The sequence below is a fragment of the Frankia sp. RB5 genome (assembly GCF_059816245.1).
In genome coordinates, this window is sequence record NZ_JCBATA010000066.1 from 21,791 (window position 1) to 43,823 (window position 22,033).

13 protein-coding genes are annotated in these 22,033 nt (G+C 74.5%); 8 read left to right on the forward strand and 5 right to left on the reverse strand.

Annotated features, from left to right (window positions below; genetic code table 11):
• Window positions 1-199 precede the first annotated feature (199 nt).
• Window positions 200-1,471: an RNA polymerase sigma factor gene (locus tag AC6EXY_RS26885; protein WP_101832600.1), complete on the forward strand. Its 1,272-nt coding sequence runs from the start codon at window positions 200-202 to the stop codon at window positions 1,469-1,471.
• Between the two features lie 101 nt (window positions 1,472-1,572).
• On the opposite strand, the gene AC6EXY_RS26890 is transcribed toward AC6EXY_RS26885, so the two are convergent.
• Window positions 1,573-3,639, reverse strand: a complete 2,067-nt coding sequence (locus AC6EXY_RS26890; RefSeq protein WP_243407691.1) for an acetoacetate--CoA ligase — start codon at window positions 3,637-3,639, stop codon at window positions 1,573-1,575.
• A gap of 224 nt (window positions 3,640-3,863) precedes the next feature.
• Here AC6EXY_RS26890 and AC6EXY_RS26895 point away from each other — a divergent pair, with 224 nt between their 5' ends.
• The 4 genes from AC6EXY_RS26895 to AC6EXY_RS26910 all read left to right on the forward strand — a co-directional run bounded on the left by AC6EXY_RS26895 (window position 3,864) and on the right by AC6EXY_RS26910 (window position 13,537).
• Window positions 3,864-5,231: an acetoin utilization protein AcuC gene (locus tag AC6EXY_RS26895; RefSeq protein WP_499842426.1), complete on the forward strand. Its 1,368-nt coding sequence runs from the start codon at window positions 3,864-3,866 to the stop codon at window positions 5,229-5,231.
• Between the two features lie 10 nt (window positions 5,232-5,241).
• The gene (locus AC6EXY_RS26900) at window positions 5,242-7,911 is read left to right on the forward strand and encodes a bifunctional acetate--CoA ligase family protein/GNAT family N-acetyltransferase (protein ID WP_101832598.1); all 2,670 of its coding nucleotides are present in this window, start codon (window positions 5,242-5,244) and stop codon (window positions 7,909-7,911) included.
• Window positions 7,912-8,048: 137 nt separating this feature from the next.
• Window positions 8,049-12,581 carry a SpoIIE family protein phosphatase gene (locus tag AC6EXY_RS26905; protein ID WP_243407676.1) on the forward strand — a complete coding sequence of 1,511 codons (4,533 nt, stop codon included), beginning with the start codon at window positions 8,049-8,051 and terminating at the stop codon, window positions 12,579-12,581.
• 131 nt (window positions 12,582-12,712) lie between these two features.
• A complete protein-coding gene (locus AC6EXY_RS26910) occupies window positions 12,713-13,537 on the forward strand; it encodes an ABC transporter ATP-binding protein (RefSeq protein WP_101832596.1) in 825 nt (274 codons plus the stop codon).
• Between the two features lie 418 nt (window positions 13,538-13,955).
• On the opposite strand, the gene AC6EXY_RS26915 is transcribed toward AC6EXY_RS26910, so the two are convergent.
• Window positions 13,956-14,399 (reverse strand): hypothetical protein, encoded by a 444-nt coding sequence (locus AC6EXY_RS26915; protein ID WP_243407675.1) that lies wholly within the window; start codon window positions 14,397-14,399, stop codon window positions 13,956-13,958.
• Window positions 14,400-14,920: 521 nt separating this feature from the next.
• Here AC6EXY_RS26915 and AC6EXY_RS26920 point away from each other — a divergent pair.
• Window positions 14,921-15,262, forward strand: a complete 342-nt coding sequence (locus AC6EXY_RS26920) for a histone-like nucleoid-structuring protein Lsr2 (RefSeq protein ID WP_011437876.1) — start codon at window positions 14,921-14,923, stop codon at window positions 15,260-15,262.
• 220 nt (window positions 15,263-15,482) lie between these two features.
• Here the strand turns inward: AC6EXY_RS26920 and AC6EXY_RS26925 are convergent, their stop codons facing one another.
• Entirely contained in the window at window positions 15,483-16,886 is a 1,404-nt protein-coding gene (locus tag AC6EXY_RS26925; protein WP_101832594.1) for an aminopeptidase P family protein, read from the reverse strand.
• 1,120 nt (window positions 16,887-18,006) lie between these two features.
• Here AC6EXY_RS26925 and AC6EXY_RS26930 point away from each other — a divergent pair.
• Window positions 18,007-19,605 carry an LCP family protein gene (locus AC6EXY_RS26930; protein ID WP_499818408.1) on the forward strand — a complete coding sequence of 533 codons (1,599 nt, stop codon included), beginning with the start codon at window positions 18,007-18,009 and terminating at the stop codon, window positions 19,603-19,605.
• 40 nt (window positions 19,606-19,645) lie between these two features.
• On the opposite strand, the gene AC6EXY_RS26935 is transcribed toward AC6EXY_RS26930, so the two are convergent.
• On the reverse strand, window positions 19,646-20,794 hold the full coding sequence (locus AC6EXY_RS26935; RefSeq protein ID WP_243407673.1) for a YihY/virulence factor BrkB family protein: 1,149 nt from the start codon (window positions 20,792-20,794) through the stop codon (window positions 19,646-19,648).
• A 200-nt stretch (window positions 20,795-20,994) separates the two neighbouring features.
• Window positions 20,995-21,195, reverse strand: a complete 201-nt coding sequence (locus tag AC6EXY_RS26940) for a DUF7455 domain-containing protein (protein ID WP_009742431.1) — start codon at window positions 21,193-21,195, stop codon at window positions 20,995-20,997.
• A 413-nt stretch (window positions 21,196-21,608) separates the two neighbouring features.
• Between AC6EXY_RS26940 and AC6EXY_RS26945 the strand changes: the two genes are divergently transcribed.
• Entirely contained in the window at window positions 21,609-21,911 is a 303-nt protein-coding gene (locus AC6EXY_RS26945) for a hypothetical protein (RefSeq protein WP_499842427.1), read from the forward strand.
• Window positions 21,912-22,033: the final 122 nt, after the last annotated feature.

Below are 22,033 nucleotides of genomic sequence, written 5' to 3' on the forward strand. Positions count from 1 at the left end.
ACACGACGGGATCTGACAGGTAGTCTTCGCGACAGCGAGTTCAGCGGCTCGAGGGCTTGGGTCTACACTGCCGGTAGGCCCGGCGATCGCTGATGTCCGGGTGCGCCTGCACGGGGAATGGTTCCGCGACTTCGTTCGTTGCCTCCCATGTGCACGGAAACAGACGTCCCACCCGCACCGACCATCGGATTTGCCACTGATGACGCTGCCTGCCCTGGAACTTGCCGAGCGCGCCGACGAGAACCGCCCGCGTAGCACGCGCCGCTCTCGCCGGCCCGCTTCCACTGCCCGTACCTCCAGCCGCTCGCTGGCCGCGGTCCCTGACGACGGCGACGAGCTCGATGTGAGCGCCGTCGCCGAGGTCATCGCCCGTGGCCGCAAGGACGGCGAGATCAGCCGCGCCGAGCTTCGGGACGCGCTCGAGGCCGCCGACATCGGCCTCGAGTTGCTGCCCGCGCTCATCGCGCGGCTCAACGCCGCCGGCGTCGAACTCCTCGAGGAGGAGGAAGGCGAGAGGACCGACGACGCCACCGCCGTCAGTCGCTCCACCGCCGAGCACGCCGGCACCGCCGACCTCGTGCGCATGTACCTGCGCGAGATCGGCAAGGTGCCGCTGCTCAACGCCGCCCAGGAAGTCGAGCTCTCCAAGCGGGTCGAGGCCGGCCTGTTCGCCGAGCACAAGCTGGAGGCCGTCCCCGACCTGCCCGCCGACCTCCGGCGGGACCTCGGTCTGCTCGTCAAGGACGGTCACGCCGCCAAGCAGCAGCTGGTGTCGGCGAACCTGCGCCTGGTCGTCTCCGTCGCGAAGAAGTACAGCGGCCGCGGGATGACCCTGCTGGACCTGGTCCAGGAGGGCAACCTCGGTCTCATTCGCGCGGTGGAGAAGTTCGACTACGCGAAGGGATACAAGTTCTCGACCTACGCGACCTGGTGGATCCGTCAGGCCATCGGCCGGGCGCTCGCCGACCAGGCGCGGACCATCCGCATCCCGGTGCACGTGGTCGAGCAGATCAACAAGATCACCCGGCTGCAGCGCCAGCTCGTCTCCACGCTCGGTCGTGAGCCGACCGACGAGGAGCTCGCGCTCGAGCTGGACATGCCGATCGAGCAGGTCGTCGAGCTGCGCCGTTACGCGCAGGACACGGTCAGCCTGGAGACCTCCGTCGGTGACGACGGTGACTCCGTGCTCGGTGACTTCATCGAGGACTCGGACGCGACCTCGCCGGCGGACGCCGCCTCCTACGGCGCCATGCAGGACGAGATCGAGAACGTTCTCGGTGGGCTCAACCCGCGGGAGCGGGAGGTGATGCGGCTGCGGTTCGGCCTCGCCGACGGCAAGCAGCACACCCTCGCCGAGGTGGGTAACCGGCTCGGGCTGACCCGGGAGCGGATCCGCCAGATCGAGCGCGACACGCTGCGCGAGCTGCGCAAGCCCGCGGTCGCCGGACGCCTTCGGGAGTTCCTCGACTGACCCCCGGCGGTCTCGACCCCGCCGACGAGGCGGGCACGTGTGCGGTCTCGGGTGGCACCCAGGTGGGAGCGCGGCGCGCCGGTGACGGCGCCGCCGCGTGATCAAAGAGCCGGATCTTCGCTGGTCGACAGCGAAGATCCGGCTTCGTCGTCTACGTCCGGCGTGCGGATCCGTTCCGCCGCGGCCGCGAACGCCACCAGTGCCGCCGGGTTCGCCACCGCGTCCAGGCTCACCACGTCGTCGAGCGCGGCGCCGGTGAGCAGCCGCTTGATCGGCACCTCCAGCTTCTTGCCGGTGAGGGTCCGCGGCACCTCGGCGATTTCGATGATCTTGTCCGGGATGTGCCGTGGGCTGAGTTCCGTACGAAGCGTCTCGCGGATCCGCGCCACCAGCTCCTCCGTCAGACCCGGTTCGGTGAGCGCGACGAACAGCAGCAGCCCCCCGCCGCCGGCGGCGTCCGAGACGTCCACCGCGACGCTGTCGCGCACCTCGGGCAGCTGCTCGACGACGCTGTAGAGCTCCCCCGTGCCGATCCGCACACCGAGGCGGTTGAGCGTCGCGTCGGAGCGACCCTCGACGACGACGGCCCCGTCCTCGGTGATCCGGATCCAGTCGCCGTGGCGCCAGATGCGGGGGTAGGTCGAGAAGTAGCTCTCCCGCAGCCGGCTGCCGTCCGGATCACCCCAGAAGGACAGCGGCATTGACGGCATCGGTTCCGTGACGACGAGCTCACCGACCTCGTCGACGACCTCCTTGCCCTCGGCGTCGAAGGCGGCGACGGCGCACCCCAGCGCCCGGGAGCCGATCTCACCGGCCCGCACCGGCCCGGTCGGCAGCCCCGCGACGAGCGCCGTGCACACGTCCGTGCCGCCGCTGATCGACGAGAGGAACACGTCGGAGCCGACGGCCTCGTACACCCACGCGCAGGTGGCGGCGGGCAGCGGCGACCCGGTGGACCCGAGCGTGCGGACCAGGGACAGGTCGGCCTCCTCCCGGGGAACGAGCCCCGCGTCTCGGCAGGAGGTCAGGTAGGCGGCGGAGGTGCCGAGGCAGGTCACCTCCAGCGCCTCGGCGAGCCCGAACTGGGTGCCGAGCGTCGGGTAACCGGGGGCGCCGTCGTAGAGCACCACCGTGGCGCCGACGAGCAGGCCGGAGACGAGGTAGTTCCACATCATCCAGCCGGTGGTGGTGTACCAGCAGAACCGGTCGTCGGGGCCGAGGTCGAGGTGCAGTGCCAGCGCCTTGAGATGCTCCAGCAGAACGCCGCCGTGCCCGTGGACGATCGGCTTGGGCGGGCCGGTGGTGCCGGATGAGTACAGGATCCACAGCGGCGCGTCGAAGGCGACCCGGGTGAACGCCGCCCCGGTGTCCTCGGTGGCCATCAGCTCGTCCCAGGTGAGCAGACCCGGCAGGCCGGCCTCCCGGGCGCGGGCGAAGGCGTCCGGCGACAGGTACGGCACGATCACCGTCGCCGCGAGCTCGGGCAGGTCCGCGGCGAGCCCGGCGAGCGCGGCCAGGGTGTCGTACCCGCGGCCGCCGTAGGTGTAGCCGTCGACGCCGATGAGGACCTTCGGCGCGATCTGCGCGAAACGTGACGACAGGGCGTGCGCGCCGAGTTCGGGGGAGCAGGACGACCAGACCGCCCCGATGCTCGCGGTGGCGAGCATCGCCACGACGGCGTACACGGTGTTCGGCAGCACCGCGCAGACGTGGTCGCCCTCGGTGACGCCGAGGGCGCGCAGCCCGGCGGCGGCGCGGCCCACCTGCCGGCGCAGCTCGTCCCAGGACACGACGACGGTGGCGCCGTCCTCCCGCACGCCGATCACGGCGGGCGCGGGGCCGCGGCGGGTCAACGCGTTCTCGGCGTAGTTGACCCGCGCGCCGGGGAACCAGGAGGCGCCCGGCATCACACGCTCGGTGAGGGCCGGGCCGCCGCCGCGTTCGCCCTCGACCGCGCAGAACTCCCAGATCGACTCCCAGAAGGCCTCGATCTCGGTGACCGACCACTGCCACAGCGCGGCGTCGTCGTCGAGGTACACGCCTCGCTCGGCGGCGAGCCAGCCGCGGTATGCCGTCACCGCGGCCCGCTGGACGCGCCCGGCGGAGGGCTGCCACAGCGGCGTGCCGGGGCGCGTCCGGGGTGCGCCGGTCGTCGGGGCGCCGCCCACGACGCCCGGCCCGAGAGGCCGCTGTGCGGTTCCGTCTGCTGCCACGGAGACTGACCCTAGGGCATTTCGGGCGGGATGATGGTCAACCTCGGGGGTGCGGTGATCGGCGGTGTTCATTGCTGGGGCTGCCCGTGGGTATCACTTCGGGCTACCGTCAAGAGGTGACAGTGCCGGGTGAGGTGACAGTGCCGGATGAGACGCAGCGCCCCGTCGGGACGCGGCGGGTGGGCGACGCCACGCGGGGCAGCCATGCCGGCCGTCCCGCCGGCCCGCGGGATCCGGCCAGAACGAGTGGGCCCGAGCGGGCTGCCCGCGTCGGCCCGGCCGCGGTGGCCGAACCCGCGCCGCCCGCACCCGACGAGCCCGCCGCCGAACCCACCGTGCTGGCCTGGGACCCGGCGATGGCGCACTACGACTTCGGCCCGCAGCATCCGATGCATCCGGTCCGGCTTGGCCTGACCATGGACCTCGCCAGCCAGCTGGGCGTCCTCGACGCGCCCGGGCTGCGGATGGCGACGCCCAGCCTGGCCGCGGACGAGCTGATCGAGCTCGTCCACGACCCGATCTACCTCAGCGCGGTGCGAGCCGCGCCCGATCCCGCCCGGGCCCGGATGGCCGCCCTGTTCGGCCTCGGTACCAGCGACAATCCGATCTTCACCCGGATGCACGAGGCCGCGGCACTGATCACTGGCGGGACGATCGAGGCGGCCCGGGCGGTCTGGTCGGGGCCGCCCCGGCACGCGGTGTCGCTCGCCGGCGGCCTGCACCACGCGATGGCGGGGATGGCCAGCGGCTTCTGCATCTACAACGACCCGGCGATCGCGATCGCCTGGCTGCTGTCGGCCGGCGCGACCCGCGTCGCCTACGTCGACATCGACGTCCACCACGGTGACGGCGTGCAGGCCGCGTTCTACGATGACCCGCGGGTGCTGACGATCTCGCTGCACCAGTGCGGCCGCTCCCTGTTCCCCGGCACGGGTTACGCCGACGAGTGCGGATCACCGAACGCGCGCGGCACCTCCGTCAACGTCGCGTTACCTCCCGGCACCGATGACGCCGGCTGGTTGCGGGCCTACTCGGGCGTCGTCCCGGTCCTGCTGCGCGCCTTCCGCCCGCAGGTCCTCGTGACCCAGCACGGCTGCGACACCCACCTCCTGGATCCGCTGGCCGACCTGCGGATGTCGGTCGACGGGCAGCGGGCGTCCTACGAGGCGCTGCACGCGCTGTCCCACGAGCTGTGCGACGGCCGCTGGCTGGCCTGCGGCGGCGGTGGCTACGCGCTGGACGCCGTGGTCCCGCGGGCGTGGACCCAGCTGCTGGCCGTCGCCGCCCACCACACCCTGGAACCCGGCACCGAGCTGCCGCCGCAGTGGCGGGCCGCGGCCCCGCAGCGGGTGCGGGCGGCGACCGGCGAGGTCTCCATCGGCGGTACCGTCGGCATGCCACGCACCCTCGGCGACGGTGTCAGCGTGCGCTACCGCCCCTGGGACGCCGGCGAGGGCGACCCCGACAACCCCCTGGACCGGGCGGTCGCCGAGACCCGGCGGGCAGTGCTCCCGCTGCACGGCCTGGACCCGACAGTGGACCGGTGAGCGCGCCGCGGTGAACGCCGAGCGCGATCCGAGCCGGGACCGGTCCGCGCCCACGCGTCCGGCCAGCAGGTATCCGGCCGAGTGGGAGGCCGATGTCATCCTCGCGGACGGCGGCACCGCCCACGTCCGGCCCATTCTGCCCACGGACGGCCCGCTGCTGCGGGTGTTCTGGAGCCGGCTGTCCGCCCAGTCGATCTACTTCCGCTTCTTCACCGCCCGCGGTGCCCTGACCGACGAGGACATCCACCGGATGACGGTCGTCGATCAGCAGCGGCGCGGTGCCCTCGTCGCGATGATCGGCGACGACCTGGTCGCGGTGGCGCACTGGGAGGGCAGCACAGCGGTGGAGGATACGGCGCTGCCGACCCAGGCCGAGGTCGCCTTCCTGGTGGAGGACGCCCAGCAGGGTCGCGGGCTCGGCTCGATCCTGCTCGAGCATCTGGCCGCCGCCGCCTGGGACCGCGGGATCCGACGCTTCGACGCGGACGTCCTCGGTGAGAACCGCCAGATGATCCGGGTCTTCCTCGAGGCCGGCTACACCGTGTCGCGGGCCTGGGACTCCGGCGCCGTGCGGCTGTCGTTCGCGATCACGCCCACGGAGCGCTCGGTCGAGGTGATGCGAGCCCGCGAGCACCGCGCCGAGGCCGCCTCGATCGGCCGGCTGCTGCACCCGCGGGCGATCGCCGTCATCGGCGCCGGCCGCCGCGCCGACTCGGTCGGCAACGCGGTGCTGCGCCACCTGCTCGCCGGTGGCTTCGACGGCCCGGTGTACCCGGTCAACCCGGGGGCGGCCGCGGCGGGCACCGCGGTGGCCTCCATCCGCGCGTACGCCGGCATCGAGGAGGTGCCCCGGCCGGTGGACCTCGCCGTGGTGTGCGTGCCGCCGGCGCGGGTGCCGGCCGTCGTCGCCGCGTGCGGGCGGGCCGGGGTTTGGGGTCTGGTCGTGCTCACCGACCAGCGCGACGACGCCGCCGACGACGCCCTGGCCGCCGAGGCCCGGGCCGACGGCATGCGGGTCGTCGGCCCGGCGAGCATGGGCCTGCAGAACCCGGCGGTGGGGCTCAACGCCTCCATGGTGCCGTGGATGCCGCCGGCCGGGCGGATCGGCTGCTACTCGCAGTCCGGACCGTTCGGCGGCGCGATTCTGGAGGCCGCCGCCGCGCGCGGGGTGGGGCTGTCGGTGTTCGTCTCCGCCGGGGACCGCGCCGACGTGAGCGGCAACGACCTGCTCCAGTACTGGGAGCAGGACGCCGACACCGACGCGGTGATCATGCATCTGGAGACGTTCGGCAATCCGCGCAAGTTCGCCCGGCTCGCCCGCCAGCTCGGCCGCCGCAAGCCGGTCGTGACGGTCTACTCCGGACGCTCGGCCCTCGACGACGCGCTGTTGCGCCAGGCCGGGGTGATCGGGGTGGACCGCATCTCCCAGGCGTTCGACGTGGCGCTGCTGCTCACCTCCCAGCCGCCGCCGACAGGTGGCCGGGTCGCGGTCGTCGGCGACTCGCGGGCGCTGGTCCGGCTCACCGCGCACGCCGCGGACGCCGCCGGGCTCGTCGCCGAGGAGGTGCTGCTGCCCGGCGGCGGCGATCCCGCGGCGTTCACCGCCGCCGTGCTGGCGGCGGCGCGCCGGGCGGACGCGGTGATCGTCACGTTGGTCCGGCTGCCGACCGCCACGCCCCTGCCGGTGTCGGCCGCCGTCGCCGAGGCGGCCCAGCGGATCACGGTGCCGCTGCTGCTCGCCCTGCAGGGCGTCGCGTTGCCGCCCGAGCTGACCGGCGTCCCGGCCTACCCGTCGCCGGAGGCGGCGGTGTCCGCGCTGCGCCGGGCGGTCGGCTACGCGCAGTGGCGAGCCCAGCCGTCCGGCACCGTGCCGCCGTTCATCGTCCGCGGCGGCGACGCCCGCGCCCTCGTCACCGGCCAGTCCGGGCGGCTGCCCGACGAGCAGGCCGCGGCGCTGCTGGACTGCTACGGCATCACCGTGCAGCCGGCCCCGGTCGTGACCTCGGCGAGCCGCGCCGTCGAGGTGGCCGACGGGCTCGGCTATCCGGTCGCGCTCAAGGCCCGGGCCCGGCCCTACCGGCACCGGCCGGACCTGCGAGGCCAGCGGCTCGACCTGCCCGACGCGGCGGCGGTGCGCGCCGCCTGGACGTCGCTGCGCGAGCAGCTCGGGCCGGATCTGCCGATCGCCGTGCAGCGGATGGCGCCGGTCGGCGTGTCCGTGGTCGTCGGCTCGGAGGAGCATCCGCAGTACGGCCCGCTGGTGTCTTTCGGCCTGTCCGGCCCGGCGACCGAGCTGCTGGGGGACCGGGTCCACCACATCCTGCCGCTCACCGACGTCGACGCGGCCCGGCTGGTGCGCTCGGTGCGGGCGGCGCCGCTGCTGCTGGGCTATCACGGGTCGAGCCCGGTCGACGTGGCGGCGCTCGAGGACCTGTTGTTGCGCCTCGGCCGGCTGGCCGACGACCTCCCCGAGGTGGTTCATCTCACTCTTGACCCGGTGGTGGTCTCGACCGGGCGTGTCACCGTCCTGTCCGCGGAGGTGATGGCCGGCCGGTCCACGCCCCGCGCGGACGCCGGTCCGCGGCGGTTCTGGGCTCCCGTCCTGCCAGGCACCGACATGGCGGCGGCGCGGGGCGGTTCGGCACAACATGGTCACACCGGCCACAATCGTCTCCCATGACGTCGCCGTACTCCGAGCAGCCCCCCGCCCGGCCTGCGTCCAGCGATTTCGGGGGGCCCCAGTTGGATCACGTGGGGCCCGTCCGGGCCATGGGTGTGCCCGGTGCGGGGGCACCCGGCAGGGCGGCGCTGGTGCCGATGTCCGGCCCCGTGGGGCTGCCGACGGCGCCGGGCGCGGTCTCCGACGCCGAGGTGGCGTCCGCCGCCATCACGGCGGCAGCCGCGACGGGCCCGGAGTCGGAGCGGGGCGCCGGGCGGGACGTGCCGGTGCTGCCCGCCGGCTGGCCGATGGTGCCGCGTAGTGAGCCGCTGGGACCCGCGGAGGGGGTGCGCGACGTCATCGACGGCACCGGCCCGCGGCGCGCGTCGGCGGAGCGCCCGACCGGCCCTGGCCAGCCCGGCGTGGGCCGGGGCAGCGCGGCGGCGAGCGGCGCCACCGGGGTCGATCCGGCGGCCGCGGCGTACGCGATGCTCGACGCGCTGTTCGCCCGCGCGCCGGTCGGCCTCGCGCTGCTCGACCGCGCCGGCCGGTTCCTCCGGGTCAACGAGACGCTGGCCCGGCTGGACCGCCGCCCCGCCCGCGACCATCTCGGCCGGACGGTGAGCGAGGTGCTCGGTGACACCGGCCAGGAGCTCGACAACCTGCTCGGCCGGGTCCTGCTCACCGGCGAGCCGGTCGTCGACCTGGAGGTGGGGGTCGCCGGCGCCGTCGGCGCGCCCGCGCGCACCTGGCTGGCCAGCTGGTTCCCGGTGAGCGAGCCGCAGCTCGGCCCGGTGGGCGTCGCCTTCGTCGCACTGGACGTCACCGGGATGCAGGCCGCCGAGCGGGAGCGGGTGCGGGTCGAGGCCCGCTACCGCGCGCTCGTGGACGCCGGCGGCACCGACGTCTTCCACGCCGGCGCCGACGGCGGGCTCGACGTCGACCTGCCTGGCTGGCGGGCGGTGACCGGCCAGCGCCCGGCGGACCTGACCGGCAGCGGCTGGTTGGCGGGCGTACATCCCGACGACCGGGATCGGGTCGCCCGGGCCTGGCACGGGGCGCTGGAACGCGGCGAGGTGTTCGAGGCCGAGTTTCGGCTCGCTGAGCCCACGGCCGGCGGCGGGACCGGCCCGCGGATCGTCGCCGCGCGGGTGCTGCCCGTGCCCGCCGCGACCGGGGCAGGTGCCGGCGGGGACGCGCCGCGCGCCGGCGACGGACGGCCGCCGGAGTGGCTGGGCGTCGTCCGCGATCTCACCGCACAGCGCGGCGCCGACGCCGCCCGGGCCGAGGCGACCGGCCGCGCGGACGCCGCCGAGGCGCGGGCGCTCGCGACGGAGCAGCAGGTCCAGGCCTCCGGCCAGCGCGCCGAGACGGCCGAGCAGCGTGCGGACGCTGCCGAGGCGCGGGCGCGGACGGCCGAGGAACGCCGCGACGCGGCGGAGCAGCGGGTGCGGGCGGCGGAGCAGCAGGCCGAGGCGGTCGGGCAGCAGGCCGAGGCGGTCGAGCAGCGGGCCCAGGCGGCGCAGCGGCTGGTCGAGGCCCTCGGGCAGCAGGTCGAGGCAGCCGAGCAGCGAGCCGGTACCGCCGAGCAGTTGGTCGAGGCGCTCGGGCAGCAGGTCGAGGCAGCCGAGCAGCGAGCCGGTACCGCCGAGCAGTTGATCGGGGCGGCGGAGCAACGGGCGGGTACCGCGGAGCGGTTGATCGAGGCGGCCGAGGCGCGGGCGGGCGCCGCCGAGGCGCGAATCGAGGACGCCGAGCGGCGCGCCGGATCGGCGACGGAGGACGTCGAGGCGGCCGAAGGGCGGATCCGGGCCGCCGAGCGGCGGGCGGAGGTCGCCGACCTGCGCGCCCAGGCGGCCGTCGACCGGGCCGAGGCCGCGGACGCGCGGGCGCAGGAGACGGACGATCGCGCGGAGGCGGCCGAGCGTCAGGTCGAGGCGGCGCGGCGGCAGGCCGAGGAGTCCGCCGAGCAGCTCGAGCAGGCCACGCGGCGGGTCGACGCCGTCGTCGAGCAGGCGGCCGCCGCCGGGCGGCGCGCCGAGGAGGCCAGGGCCCAGGCCCAGGCGGCGGACGGCCGGGTGGAGTCCAGCGGTCGCTTCTCGGCCGCGCTGGCCGCCGCGGGCACGGTCGACGAGGTCGTCGTCGCGCTGCTCGGGACCGGCGGTCAGGCGGCCCGGGCGCTGTCGCGGGGCGTCGCGCTGGTCGACCCGGACCGCGACGAGCTGCGGTTCGTGCGCGTGCCGCAAGGCGCGAGCACGGGCGCGGGCCGGCCGGCGTCCTGGCCGGACGTCGCCCTCGGCGCCGTGCACCCGGTCGCCGAGGTTGTCCGGGGCGGGCGGGCGCTGTTTCTGGCCGACCGGGAGGAGCTGCTCACCCGCTGGCCGATCACCGGCCTCGCGGACACGGTCGCGGCGGCCGGCGAGCAGGCGTGGGCGCTGCTGCCCCTCGTCGGCGCGGACGGCTCCCCGTTCGGAGTGGTGACCTTCGGCTTCCCGGCGTCGCGTGCCTTCGACGCCGCGGAGCGCGCCCACCTGGCCGGCCTCGCCGCGGCGGCCGCCCGCGCGATCGGGCGCGCCACCGACCACGAGCGCCTGCTCGCCGACCTCGCCGAGGGCGAGGACGCGCTGAACGCGGCGCGCGCGCAGCGGGTGGCCCGCGAGCGGGCCGACGCCCGGCTGGACCTGCTCACCCGGGCCACCGCGACCGTCACGGCCGCCGGCGATCCCCACCAGGCACTGCGAGCCTTCGTGAGTCTGCTCGCCGATGAGGTCGCGGATGTGTGCGCGCTGCACCTCGTCGTCGAACCGTCCGGCGCGCCCGGGGCGCCGGCGATCGTCCCCGGCGCGGTGCCGGCGCCGGCCGCCCTGTCCGCGATGGGCGCCGCAGTCAGCCCCGAGACCAGTGTTATCGCCGACGGTGACATTGCGAACACGGATGGCGGGGGAGGCCCCGGCGGCGGCGCGGGCGTCCGTGCCCAGGCCGACGCGGGCGCCGGGTCCGAGGTGGGCGCCGGCTCCGACGGCTCCACCGGCTCCGACGGGGGCGCGCGACCTGACGCGGTTGCCGGCACCGAGCCGCCCGCACAGCCGGCGGCCGAGCCGGCCGGGAGCGGTGACGGGCGGTTCGCGCCGCACCTCGTGCCCTTCGCCGTGGCCGACGCGCCGCGGGCGGGCGCGGTGCGGGAAGCGGGGGTGAGCGCGCCGCCGGCGGCCGCCTGGGCCGCGGCACTCGCCGCGCCGGCCAACCCGTTCCGACAGGTGGCGGTCGACGGCGTCGGCCGGATACTGATCCACGCCGCGGGCGGCTGGGACCCACCGGCCGACGTGGCCCGGTGGCTGCGCCAGGTCGACGCGCACACGACCGCCGTGCTGCCCGTGCCGGGCCCGGGCGGCGTCGCCGCCGTCGTCAGCCTGACCCTGACCGGGGACCGGGCCCCGTTCGGTGCCGACGACGTCGCCTTCCTCACCGAGCTCGCGGCGCGCGCCGGCACCGCCCTGGCCCGGCTCGACCAGGACCGATCCGTCCGCGGCGAGGCCGCCGGACTGCACGAGACGCTGCGCGGCGCGCGGGCCGCCGTGCCCGCCGGCCTGCAGGTCGCGGCCCGCTACCTGCCGGCGGGCGGCGCCGGGGCGGCGGGGGGCGAGTGGTCCGACCTCATCGACCTCGGTGCCGGCCGGGTCGCCCTGGTGATCGGGGAGGCCGGTGGCGGGGGAGTGGCCGCGACGGCCGCGATGGCGCAGCTGCGGGCGGCGGCCCGGGCCTGTGCCCGCCTCGACCTCCCGCCGGGCGACGTGCTGGCGCTGCTCGACAGCGTCGTCGCCGACCTGCCCGGCGAGCAGGGCGCGACCTGCATCTACGCGATCGCCGAACTCGACACCGGGGTGCTGACGCTCGCCAGCGCCGGACATCCGCCGCCCGTGGTCGTCGCCCCCGACGGGCTGGTGTCGCGGCTGTACATGGCGGTCGGCGCGCCGCTGGGGGCGGCCGGCGCGGATGTGGCGGCCCCCGGCGCCGCCACCGAGTACACGGTCCGGCTGGGACCGGGCTATCTCATCGCGCTGTTCACCGACGGCCTGGTCCGTGCCGGCGGCCGGGACTCCGACGCCGGCGTCTCCGACCTCGCGGCGGCCCTCGCCCGTGCGGGCGACGGGCGGGGCGGCGACGGGCGGGGCGGCAGCCTCGACGCGCTGGTCACCGCGGCCTGCGCGGGCCTGGGGCGGGGCGGCGACCCGGCGGCCGACGACGACGCCGTCGCGCTGCTGTTCGCCCGTCTGCCCGACGAGTCGATGGCCGGCCCCGTCCTGCTCGACGTCGCCGTCGAGGGAGCGGCCAGCCTGCGGGCCGTGCGGGCGCAGGGCCGGCTGGCGCTGGAGAACGCCGGACTGCCCGCGGAGATCGTCGACACGATCGTCCTCGTGCTGTCGGAGCTGACCAGCAACGCCGTGCGGCATGGCCGGCCGCCGCTGTCGGTGCGGTTGCGTCGCCTCGGGACACGGGCCGTCGTCGAGGTCGCCGACGGTGGCGGCCGGCTGCCCCGGCGCCGGCACGCCGCCGCGGACGACGAGGCGGGCCGCGGCCTGGACCTGGTGTCCCAGCTCGCCGCGCGGCACGGCATCCGGCCTGTCGTCGACGGAAAGGTCGTCTGGGCGGAGGTCGAGCTCACCGCGCCGCCCGCGCCCGCCGGGGAATGAGGCCGGGCGCACCCGGGCCGCGCGCCAGGGTCCGGCCGGCATCCCCCGGTCGGGCCCCGGTGGCGCCGATGTGGCCCGGTTGGCGGCGACCTGACGCCGCCAACGGGGTGCGGGTCGCGTAACGTGGCGGCATGCCGGACGCGGTGCTGCGCCTCGACAGCGTCAATGTCGTGCGGGACGGATCGTTCCTGATCCAGGACGTGACCTGGGAGGTGTCGCCCGGTCAGCGGTGGGTCGTGCTCGGCCCGAACGGCGCCGGCAAGACGACCCTCCTGCAGGTCGCCTCGGGGCGGCTGTTCCCCACCTCCGGCGCGGTCGATCTGTTCGGCCAGCGGCTCGGCACGGTGAACATCCTCGATCTGCGCTACCGCGTCGGCGTCGTCAGTCCCGCGCTGGTGGAGACGCCGCCGCCGGACGAGCGGGTGCTCGACGCGGTGGTCACCGCGGGCTGGTCGGTGATCGGCCGCGGCGACGAGCCGTACGACGAGGTCGACCTCGCCCGCGCCGCCACCCTGCTCACGCAGTTCGGCTGCCGCGAACTGAGCGACCGGCGCTTCGGCACCCTGTCGGAGGGCGAGCGCAAGCGGGTGCTCATCGCGCGGTCGCTGATGACCGACCCCGAGCTGCTCCTGCTCGACGAGCCCGCCTCCGGCCTCGACCTCGGCGCCAGGGAGGCGCTGCTGCGCCGGCTGACCCGGTTCGCGGCCGATCCGGCGGCGCCTGTCACCGTTCTCGTCAGCCATCACGTCGAGGAGATTCCGGTCGGCGTCACCCACGCCCTGCTGGTGCGCGGCGGTCAGGTGCGGGCGGCCGGGCCGGTCGCGGAGGTGCTCACCGCGCCCCGGCTGTCGGACTGTTTCGGCATTCCCCTTGAGGTCAGCGTCGCCCAGGGCCGGTACGCCGCCCGCCTGGCCGCCGGCCCGCCCCCGCGGCGGCCGGTGTCCGTCGCCGTCTGACGCCCTGCCCGGCGGCGTCGCGGCGCTCGCTGGTCCGGGCGGGAGCAGTGGTCGCCAGGCCGCGGTCGGGACGGTGCCGGATGCGCGCCGGCCGGCCGGTCCTGGGGCGTGGCGCCGTTCCCCTGATTCTGACGGTCCGACCGCGCGGGTGAGCGGAGCCTGACGAAGGCCCCCACGTCGCCGAAAGCGGCGCGTCCTCATCCGTCCACGGCACCACCCGGGTTCGGTGTCCCTGGTTGCCGCGCCCGGGTTAGGCCCGCCAAGCGGCCCAGGGGGCCATGGAGCGGGCGGAGAGCCGATGCCGAGATGTTTTTCCCTGGCCTTCGTTCGGCGGGCCGCCAGAGGGGCAGGGAGACCCGATGGGACCTCGCTGGCCCGCGGGCGCCGCCGGCTGCCGCTCGGGGACACGCGGCGTGGCTCAGCGCCCGACGTGGTCCCACAGCCAGCGCGCCCCGCGCGTGTCGGCGCCCACCGCACGCACCCGGCGCACGAGGTCCCGGTCCGAGGTGATGACGAGCGGGCGGGGCCCGGCCGCCCCGGCGGCCGCGACGATGGCGTCGTCACCGTGCCCGGTGGCATGGGAGACGGTGAGCGTGGGGATGGCCGCACCGCCGCGATTCCCGGCGGCGGTTTCCGGTTCTCCGGCCGTGATCGGTGCCGGGGGTGCCTCGACGATCCCCTCGGGGACTCCGGCCCGCGCCGCTCCCTCCAGAACGACGACGACATGGGCCGGCCGTTCGGCTGGCTCCGGTGGCCGGGTGCCCCCGGCGGAGCCGGCGAGCCATGCCGCTATTGCGGTCACCAGGCGCCGGGCGGCGGCCGGCCGGTCACGCCACCAGCCGTCCGCCTTGGCGCCAATCACGTTGGCACCGTCCACCACCCACGTCCGTGGGTACTCGTCCGTGCGCCGAGGCTTAGGGCCGGCGCCGGAATCAGGCGTACTCATCCGCCGCCACGATCCCCTTTGGCATTCGTACCGGTCGGTTCCGCTCGCGGCGACCGCGTCCCAAAGCACCGGTCGGCTGATGGCGGCCGATTGCCGGGCAATGGCCCGTGGAGTCGGTAGACGAACACGATCGGTGTCCCAAGGTCAGCGGGCATGGCCGCCGGCCGGCCGACGGCGGCCCAACTGTCCGCTTGCGGTCGGCGTTTCGGCGGGGAAGGTGTGATTCGCAGAACATGATCGCCTCCTATCATGCCGGGCTTGGACGCCGTCTTTGGGTTCCGCACTCCGTCAGGTGACCGGCGCGCCTAGACCGCTGTCTTGGTGTTCGGCGGCCCTAGTCCGCGAGTCTGTCGAACCCAGGCGTGACAGTTCCCGGTGTTCTCGTGGTAATACTAGACGCGTGAGTTCTGCGGTCCGCTGACCTGAAGGAGAGTGGCATGGCCCAGAAGACCATCGTCTCGTTGATTGACGATCTCAGTGGAGAAGAGGCCGACGAGACTGTCCGCTTCGGACTCGACGGTGCGCAGTATGAGATCGACCTGTCGGAGAAGAACGCCACGAAGTTGCGTGAGTCGCTGGCGCCGTTCGTGACCGCGGCCCGGCGTTCCGGCGGCCGCGCGGCCGGCGGCCGGCGTGGCGTGCGTGCCGCTTCGCGGCGTACCGGCGGAACCGACCGCACCGCCGACATTCGTGAGTGGGCGCGCAGCAACGGATACACGGTGAGTGACCGTGGCCGTATCGCCTCCAACATCGTCGAGGCGTACGACAAGGCCCACTGATCCTGGCCTTGACGATTTTTCCGGGTCGAGGCTCGAAGCAGTGGACCCCGTAGTACCTGGCGCACCCGCGGTATTCGGCCGCGGGTCGCGCGCCCACCGGCCCGAGGACCTGCTGATCAGGTTTTGCCAGGTTGGGTTCCTGCCACACCGGCCAGGCCGGTGTGGCAGGAACGATTGACACCCACGCCGAAGCGGGCTGTCGCCGACTCTGTGCGTTCCGTCAGTTCGACGGATGTCTGCCCATCCAGTTTTCGACGTCTTCCGGGCTTCGGGGAAGCGCGGCGGACATGTTCCGCCATCCGTCCCTGGTGACCAGGATGTCGTCTTCTATCCGGACGCCGATGCCCCGCAGCTCCGGGGGAACGGTGAGGTCGTCGGGCTGGAAGTACAAACCCGGTTCCACGGTCAGCACCATCCCGGGCTCGAGCGCCGCGTCCCGGTAGGCCGTGTCGCGGGCCTGCGCACAGTCGTGAACGTCCAGGCCGAGCATGTGCGACGTGGAATGCAGGGTGTATCGCCGGTGCAGCCCGGCGCCCGGGGCGTGGGGATCCTCGGACAACGAGGCCTGCGCGCCGTTCGCGAGCAGGCCCCAGTCATCGAGCGCGGTGGCGATGACCCGCATCGCGGCACGGTGCGGGTCCAGGAACGACGCCCCCGGGCGCACCGCCTCGATGCCCGCCTGCTGCGCCCGCAGTACGACGTCGTAGACCTGTCGCTGCAGGTCCGTGAACCGGCCGGTGATCGGTAGCGTGCGAGTGACGTCCGCCGTATACAGCGACCTTCCCTCCACGCCCATGTCGAGCAGGGCCAGCTCACCGGGGCGCACCGGGCCGTCGTCGCGCACCCAGTGCAGGGTCGTGGCGTGGTGTCCGCAGGCGACGATGGAGCCGTATCCGACGTCGTTGCCGTCCACCCTGGCCCGCCGCCAGAAGGTGCCCTCCAACCAGCGTTCACCGTTGGGCAGCCCGATCGCGTGGCCGATTTCTGCCACGCACTCGGTGAAGCCGCGGGCCGTGGCCGCGGCCGCCTCGTCCAGGCGGGCGATCTCGAAGTCATCCTTGACCAGGCGCAGCTCGGAAAGCGTCTGGGCAAGCTGCTGATCCCGGTCGTCGCCGGACCGGCCGGCCGTCCACCGCAGCACCGATCGGTCCACCAGCGGGTCGATTCCGCGCAGCACCCTGGTGTTTCCCGGTGCCAGCCGGGCCAGCATCTCGGGAAGCTCGGTCAGGGGCCGGCACTCGATCTCCAGGGCGGCCTGCGTCTCAGGGACGCCGGGACGGGGACCCACCCACAGTTCCCCGTATCGCCGATCGGCGTAGAACGCCGAGCTGGATCGGTCCGAGCGGCCGGGGACATAGAGGGTCGCCGGGTGCTCCCCGGCCGCGTTCGGTAGCAGAACCAGCACGGCGTCGGGTTCATGACAACCTGTCAACCAGAAGAAGTCACTTCCCGGACGGAACGGATAATCCGTGTCGTTTGCCCGGACCCGCAGAGCCCCGCTCGGCACTACCAGGGCGTCCGTCGGGAACCGCGATCCCAACAAGGCCCGGCGTTTCGCCGCGTAGGGGGCACAGTCATCGCGGGATGGCAGAGCGTCGTCAATCGGCGCCCAGCCGGTGGCCATAAATCGCCGAAACGCGGCATGCGGTTCCTCATCGTGGTTGGCCTGGCCGGGTTCGCGGGCGGAAGTCGCCGCGGGTTCGGGCCCGTCCCCGGCCGAGGTACCACCGTCCCCGGGAGACGAATCAACCTCGGTGCCACCGGAATCACGGACGCCGGCGGGTACATCGGTGCGGGTGCGGACAAGGTCCGCCTCGCCGACTGCGGCGGCGTTCTGGTCACGCTGCGCCGAGGCTCCCTCGGGCGCCCCCGGGGCGGCCGGCTCAGGTGTGCTTTGGTCGGGGTGGGCACTCATACCGTTAACGGTAGGGCGGCCGGGCTTCGACGGGTAGTGCGTCCCCGGGCTGGTGTCCGCCGGCACGATCGGCGGACATCTCGGCGATCGTGCCGGCGAATATTCCGCGCGGCGGGCGCCACGACGATGCCTCGTGTCCGGCTCGGGCCGCATCCCGGCGAATCCGTTAACGACGACGCGCGATCGGTGGTATCGACAGTGTGATAACGCCGGTTTCGTGACCTCGTGTCGTGGCCTGTTGACGGGCGTGCCGAGGTGAGGTGGTGGACGGGGGTCCTCAGGACGCGTCTCGCCGTCGGTTCGGTCCGGGCGCTGACTCCTGCACTGTCGGCAGTACGGTTTTCCGCGCGGCGGACGCCCCCGGCGGCCCGGCTCGCCGGATCGTCCGCGGCCAGAACCTCGGCGAGGGATACCCGAACCGGGGACCCTGGGTGCGAACGGTGATGTCGTGAACGTCACCATCCGTCGGGCTTCGCGTCGACGGCGCCGGCGCCCGGCCGCGCGTGCCCGGCATCGTCGGCCATCCGACACAGACCGGACGCATCTACGGCGTGTCGAAGTGGCCTGGGATGAGAGGCTGTCCAGGACTGTTCCGTTCGTCCGTTGACCGGAACGGCTCCGCTGGCCGGAACTGCTCGGCGGGAACGATCGCGGTGGCGGCGAGGACCAGGCCCGGCGCCGCGGCGAGCGGGGCCGGTCCCGGGCCGCGGTGTGGCCGTGACCCGGCCCTCGGCGCCGGCGGGACGGCTCGCCATGGACGGTGTGCCCGCGACAGGACGGCGCCACCGGAACGGATGATCCCGTCCCGGTGGAGGGAGGGGAGGCTGCCATGACCTGGCCTCCGGATCGGCCGGAGCGGTACGGCCCGCCCGGGGCGGACCGTGGAGAGCCCGGTGGTGGCGCCCGGCGAGATCCACGCCGCGGGTCCGCGGGCGACCAGTGGCCGGCCGGCCAGTGGCAGCGCCGCGACCCGGGAGCCCGCCGGGCCCGCGGCCCAGCCGCCGCGGACGCCCCGCGGGGCCGGCCCACCCCCTACGGTCCGCCGGCGGACGACCGGTACGCACCTCCCCCCGACGACCGCAATGGCAACGACCGCAATGGCGACGACCGCAATGGCGACGGCCGGCATGGCGACGGCCGGTACGCGGGCGACCCCTATGCCGATCCCCGCGCGCGGGGGGAGGGGGCGGGGCGCCGCGGCGGGGCGGGCATCCCGCCGACCCGGCTCGACCTGCCCGAGGCCGACGAGCCCGCCGCGCCGCGCCGGGGCGGCGTCCGCCGGGGCCTCACCGCCGTCGCCGCCGTGCTGGCCGCCGTCGTGCTGATCCTCGCGACGACCGGCTGGGCGGTGCTGCGCCACTACGACGGGCGGGTCCGGCACGTGCCACTGACCTTCTCCGCGGGCGTGGACCGGCCGGCGAAGGCCGGCGGCGGCACCCAGAACATCCTGCTCGTCGGCTCGGACTCCCGGGCCGGCACGAACGGTGCGTTCGGCGCGGCCGAGGGCCAGCGCTCGGACACGACGATCCTCGCCCACCTCGACGCCAGCGGCTCGACGACCCTGATCTCGTTTCCCCGGGACCTGTGGGTGCGCATCCCGGCCTACACGGACTCCCGCGGCACCCAGCACGCCGCGCAGCGGTCGAAGCTGAACGCGGCCTACTCCTATGGCGGGCCGTCCCTGCTCGTGTCCACGATCGAGGGACTGACCGGGATCAGGGTCGACCACTACGTGCAGATCGACTTCGTCGGCTTCCAGGGCATGACGGACGCGCTGGGCGGCGTCACGGTCTGCATCAGGGAGCTGCCGCCCGAGCTCAGGGCCCGCGGCTTCGACAACCTGCATGACCACTTCTCCGGATTCTCCGGCCAGGTGGGCGAGAACCGGCTGAACGGCGCGCAGGCGCTGGCGTTCGTGCGCCAGCGGTACGGACTTCCGGAGAGTGACATCGACCGGATCCGCCGTCAGCAGCAGTTCCTCGGCGTCGTGTTCCGGCGCATCTCCGCGACCGACACCCTGCTCAACCCCGCCAAGCTGATCAACGTGGTCGACGCCGCCACCTCCGCACTCACCCTGGACGACCAGACCTCCCTCGCCGACCTGCGGCTGCTCGCGGTGCGCATGCAGGCGATCGGCTCGGGCGGGGTCACCTTCGCGACCGTTCCCGCCACCGGGGGCACTCGGGCCGGGCAGAGCGTCCTGGTCCTTGATCCCGCCCAGCTCGGTGCCTTCCTGAAACCCTTCGGCGGTCGGGTGAGCCAGACGACGGGCGCCGCGGGGGCGCTTGCGGCGGTTCCCGCGACACCCGCCGGGCCGGGCGGCACCGGCGGTGTCGGCATCCCCGTGGCATGGACCCGGCCAGTCGCCGCGCCTGCGGCGACCACGGCCGCGCCGGCCCCGTCGACGAGCGGCTCCTGCACCTACTGACCGGGTCCGCGCGGGCCGTTCGCGGTCCGGGGAGTTCCGCTCAGGGCTCGTGCCCGCGGGGAGGCCGGCCGTCGGATCCCGCCGGCTCCGGTGGCCCTGGTGGCTCCGGTGGCCCTGGTGGCTCGGGCGCGTCCTCGACCATGACGGATCGGGACCGTTCGTCGAGAGCGGCGTTGAGCTCGGCGCCGAGCAGCACCGCGAGCGCCGTTATGTAGAAGAACAGCAGCGCCGCCACGGGGGAGCCCAGCGAGCCGTAGACCAGCTCGTGACTGAACACGAACTCCAGGTAGAGGCGCAGGACGTAGCTGCCGACCAGCCAGCACACCAGCGCGAGCGTCGCCCCGGGCAACGCCCGCCACCACGGTCGGCGCACCGGCAGCGACAGGTGGTATAGCGACGTCAGCATCGTCAGCGCGACCGCGCCGACCACTGGCCAGAACAACGAGGTCAGGAGCCGGTCCACGGACGGGTGCCGGTCCGCGTCGAGGATCCGCGAGATGACGCCGGGGCCCAGGACGAGTGCCGGCAGAATGATCACTCCGCTGGTCAGCTGCGCCAGGAACAGACCGAGGGCGAGGAGCCGGCTGCGCACCGCCGAGCGGAGATCACGCTGGCCGTACGCGATCGTGATGGTGTTGACGAACGTCGCCATCGCCGTCGAGCCGGTCCACAGGGACAGCACGAAACCGATGGAGATGACGTCCGGGCGCCCCCGGGAGAGGATCTCGTCGACGGTAGGCCGGACCGCGTCGTCCACCACCGATTCGGTGAGCAGGTCGCCGGCACCGCGCAGAATGCTGTTGCGGATGGTGCCGAGCGCGTTGTGCCCGATCGACTCGGCGACATAGCCGAGCGCGCCGAGCAGCGACAACAGCAGCGGCGGCAGCGACAGCAGCTGCCAGAACCCGGCCTCGGCGGCGAGGCCCAGGACCCGATGCCGCCAGGCGTTGGCGACGGTCCGGCGAACCAGCCGCAGCGGCGCGCGAGGCACCCGGCGCTGCTCACGGTCGAGGCGGCGGAACACGGCGCTGTGGCGCACCCTGGCCTTGGCCGTCACCCTGCGGCGCCGCAGTCGCGACCGCAGGCCCGGCACCGCGCCGACCACGACTCGTCGTAGTAGTCGAGCCGACCGGCCTCGCGCCGGCCCGCGTGCCACGGGAGTGGACACGTCGTTCCCCGCGGTGGCCACGGATCCCACCGTATGGCCTGGTGAGGCCCATGGAGGTCAACGGCGCCGGACTGGCGCCGAGCACACTGATCCGGGATGGCCCGTCAGTGGATGGTGCGGGCCGCGGCGCGCGGGTCGGTCGGCGCAGGTCCGCCGGCAGCGAGCGGAAGGGGCATGCCACACCTCGGTGACATGCCCCTCCGACTATCGAAACGCGAGGTTCAGGACACGCTGAGCTTGTCGGTCTCGTCGTGGTACTCGACCGCCATCTCGCGCAGCTTGGAGTCGTGCGACTTGGCGTGGTGACGGCAGAACAGAAGATCTCCGCCGCCCGGCAGCACCACCCGCACGTATGCCTGGGCACCGCACCGGTCGCAACGATCGAGGTTGGTCAGCGTCGGCTTCGTGGTAGTCCCTGTCACATCTACTCCAACTGTGTTAGGCGGTCAGACGTTCCACCTGACCATGTGACGGTTTACTCACAGCCGGCTCTCGTGGCGTCATTGCATCCAGAGCGGCGTGGCGTCCGCGGCGTTGTTCGGGCCGCGTACTGTACTCGTCCTGGTCCCGCCGGCCGCTCTAGGTCCGTCGGGCGCCGAAGACGATGTCGTCCCATGCTGGCACTGACTTGCGTCCACGTCGACCGCCTGCGGGACGTTCCCCCCCGCGGGTGCCGGTGTTCTGGCGGCCTCGTGACGCAGCGGGTGCGTTCGACTTCTCTGCGGCAGTGTCGGCGTCGCTGTCCGTAACTTTCTCGTTCTCCTCGGTCGCGGATGCCTTGCCCTTCGCCGCCGTGGTGGCGGCGGCCTGACGGCGCCCACCGGTGGTGGCAGGGGTGCTGGCCGCGGCTGCCGGCTCGGCCACCGCGGCCGGCTCGGGGACCGCGGCGGGCTCGGGAACCGTCGCCGCGGAGGCGGTGGGGGCGGCGGATCCCCCTGCGGCGCGGGCGGCGGCGGCGGCGGCCGCCCGTCCCGAGGTTCGGGCAGCGGGTGCCGCGGGCGTGCGGGCCGGTTTGTCCGCCGGGCTCGCGGCCGAGGGCATGGCGGCGGCGCCGGCCGGCGACGTGGCGGATGTCACGCGCGCCGTGCCGGCCGGCGCGCCGGCCGCCCGGGGGGCGGTCGGTAGAGCACACGTCTGAAAAGCCAGTCACAACTTGACATCGCGTGTGCCGGCGTGTGGGTGTAAAAGGGGGGGGGGGGGGGGGGGGGGGGGGGGGGGGGGGGGGGGGGGGGGGGGGGGGGGGGGGGGGGGGGGGGGGGG

Coding starts and splice junctions, on each gene's coding strand:
- AC6EXY_RS26925 (WP_101832594.1), bottom strand. CDS start 16,886: ATGGCCACCGGCTGGGCGCCGATTGACGACGCTCTGCCATCCCGCGAT.
- AC6EXY_RS26930 (WP_499818408.1), top strand. CDS start 18,007: ATGACCTGGCCTCCGGATCGGCCGGAGCGGTACGGCCCGCCCGGGGCG.
- AC6EXY_RS26920 (WP_011437876.1), top strand. CDS start 14,921: ATGGCCCAGAAGACCATCGTCTCGTTGATTGACGATCTCAGTGGAGAA.
- AC6EXY_RS26905 (WP_243407676.1), top strand. CDS start 8,049: ATGTCCGGCCCCGTGGGGCTGCCGACGGCGCCGGGCGCGGTCTCCGAC.
- AC6EXY_RS26910 (WP_101832596.1), top strand. CDS start 12,713: ATGCCGGACGCGGTGCTGCGCCTCGACAGCGTCAATGTCGTGCGGGAC.
- AC6EXY_RS26885 (WP_101832600.1), top strand. CDS start 200: ATGACGCTGCCTGCCCTGGAACTTGCCGAGCGCGCCGACGAGAACCGC.